This is a genomic window from Rhizobium sp. 01L419, assembly GCF_056400025.1.
On record NZ_JBFTSM010000045.1, the window covers coordinates 1 to 2,500 of the forward strand.

The following is a 2,500-nucleotide window of genomic DNA, read 5'->3' on the forward strand; positions in this document are numbered from 1 at the left end:
TTGGTTGCGGGGGCAGGATTTGAACCTGCGGCCTTCAGGTTATGAGCCTGACGAGCTACCGGGCTGCTCCACCCCGCGTTATCCAGGCGACGCTAGCGTCGTCCGTCCAGGTATTTTGCCTATTGGCAAAATGCCGATTTGCACAAATCCCTTTGGGATTTGTCGCGTCTACGCAAAGCGCAAGCGCTTTGCGGATCACTGCCGAGCAAATTGCAGAGCAATTTGTCTCGTGTCATATGGCACCGAGCCACCAAACACGAAAGGCCGCTTTGAGAGCGGCCCTTTGTGACGGCATGGGCCGTATAATAAATGCAAAGAGAAGATTTTAGTTGCGTTTTGCAGACCTSGCAGCGACCGACTCTCCCGCGTCTTAAGACGAAGTACCATAGGCGCTGGGGCGTTTCACGGCCGTGTTCGGAAAGGGAACGGGTGCAGCCACCCCGCCATGACCACCAGGTCAGCGAAGCGCAACTTTGAGAAGCTGGCGGATGTTTTCACATCCATTTTATTTGAACACGTCTTTAGCATCATCATCCGGACGAACGCTTTGGCGTTCGCCGGGGATGAGCATGGTCAATGAGAACGATCAAGCCAATCGAGCTATTAGTACCGGTAAGCTTCATGCGTTGCCGCACTTCCACACCCGGCCTATCAACGTGGTCGTCTTCCACGGCTCTGATAGGGAATACTCGTTTCCAGGTGGGTTTCCCGCTTAGATGCCTTCAGCGGTTATCCCGTCCATATGTAGCTACCCTGCTATGCCCTTGGCAGGACAACAGGTCCACCAGAGATATGTCCATCCCGGTCCTCTCGTACTAGGGACAGATCCTGTCAATATTCCTACACCCACGGCAGATAGGGACCGAACTGTCTCACGACGTTCTGAACCCAGCTCACGTACCGCTTTAATTGGCGAACAGCCAAACCCTTGGGACCTGCTCCAGCCCCAGGATGCGATGAGCCGACATCGAGGTGCCAAACAACCCCGTCGATATGGACTCTTGGGGGTCATCAGCCTGTTATCCCCGGCGTACCTTTTATCCGTTGAGCGATGGCCCTTCCACGCGGGACCACCGGATCACTATGACCGACTTTCGTCTCTGCTCGACTTGTCAGTCTCGCAGTCAGGCGGGCTTATGCCATTGCACTCGACGACCGATTTCCGACCGGTCTGAGCCCACCATCGCGCGCCTCCGTTACTCTTTCGGAGGCGACCGCCCCAGTCAAACTACCCACCATACACTGTCCCGGACCCGGATAACGGGCCGCGGTTAGACATCCATGACGATAAGGGTGGTATTTCAAGGATGGCTCCACGGAAACTGGCGTCCCCGCTTCAAAGCCTACCACCTATCCTACACATGCCGACACGAATGCCAGTGTAAAGCTATAGTAAAGGTGCACGGGGTCTTTCCGTCTGACCGCAGGAACCCCGCATCTTCACGGGGAATTCAATTTCACTGAGTCTATGTTGGAGACAGCGGGGAAGTCGTTACGCCATTCGTGCAGGTCGGAACTTACCCGACAAGGAATTTCGCTACCTTAGGACCGTTATAGTTACGGCCGCCGTTTACTGGGGCTTCGATTCAAAGCTTGCACCTCTCCTCTTAACCTTCCAGCACCGGGCAGGCGTCAGACCCTATACGTCGTCTTGCGACTTCGCAGAGCCCTGTGTTTTTGATAAACAGTCGCTACCCCCTGGTCTGTGCCACCCCACAATAGTTGCCTACTATGGGGTCACGCTTCTTCCGAAGTTACGCGTGCAATTTGCCGAGTTCCTTCAACATAGTTCTCTCAAGCGCCTTGGTATACTCTACCTGACCACCTGTGTCGGTTTCGGGTACGGTCTATACGGTGGAGCTATTTCCTGGAACCGCTCCGCTGCCCATCCAATCCAATAAGAATGAACAACTTGTGCGATCCGTCACTACCACCAGGCCCACGAATATTAACGTGGTTCCCATCGACTACGCGTGTCCGCCTCGTCTTAGGGGCCGGCTAACCCTGCTCAGATTAACTTTAAGCAGGAACCCTTGGTCTTTCGGCGAGAGGGTCTCTCACCCTCTTTATCGTTACTCATGTCAACATTCGCACTTCCGATACCTCCAGGACCCCTCACAGGTATCCCTTCACAGGCTTACGGAACGCTCCGCTACCACTTGCATTACTGCAAATCCTCAGCTTCGGTGCATGGCTTTAGCCCCGTTACATTTTCGGCGCAAAGACCCTTATTTAGACCAGTGAGCTGTTACGCTTTCTTTAAATGATGGCTGCTTCTAAGCCAACATCCTGGTTGTTTTGGGATCCTCACATCCTTTCCCACTTAGCCATGACTTGGGGACCTTAGCTGGAGGTTAGGGTTGTTGCCCTTTTCACGACGGACGTTAGCACCCGCCGTGTGTCTGCCTGGTAGTACTTCCCGGTATTCGGAGTTTGGTTAGGATCAGTAAGACGGTGAGTCCCCATAGCCCATCCAGTGCTCTACCCCCGGGAGTATTCG

The 2,500-nt window shown here is 54.3% G+C and carries 1 tRNA gene and 2 rRNA genes (1 of these 3 cut by a window edge); all 3 read right to left on the reverse strand.

Going from position 1 to position 2,500, the window contains the following annotated elements:
• Nucleotide 1: 1 nt before the first annotated feature.
• Nucleotides 2-78, reverse strand: a tRNA-Met gene (locus AC1DUP_RS36630).
• 264 nt (nt 79-342) lie between these two features.
• A 5S ribosomal RNA gene (rrf, locus tag AC1DUP_RS36635) occupies nt 343-457 on the reverse strand.
• A gap of 125 nt (nt 458-582) precedes the next feature.
• Nucleotides 583-2,500: ribosomal RNA gene (locus AC1DUP_RS36640) — 23S ribosomal RNA — on the reverse strand (it continues 969 nt past the right edge of the window).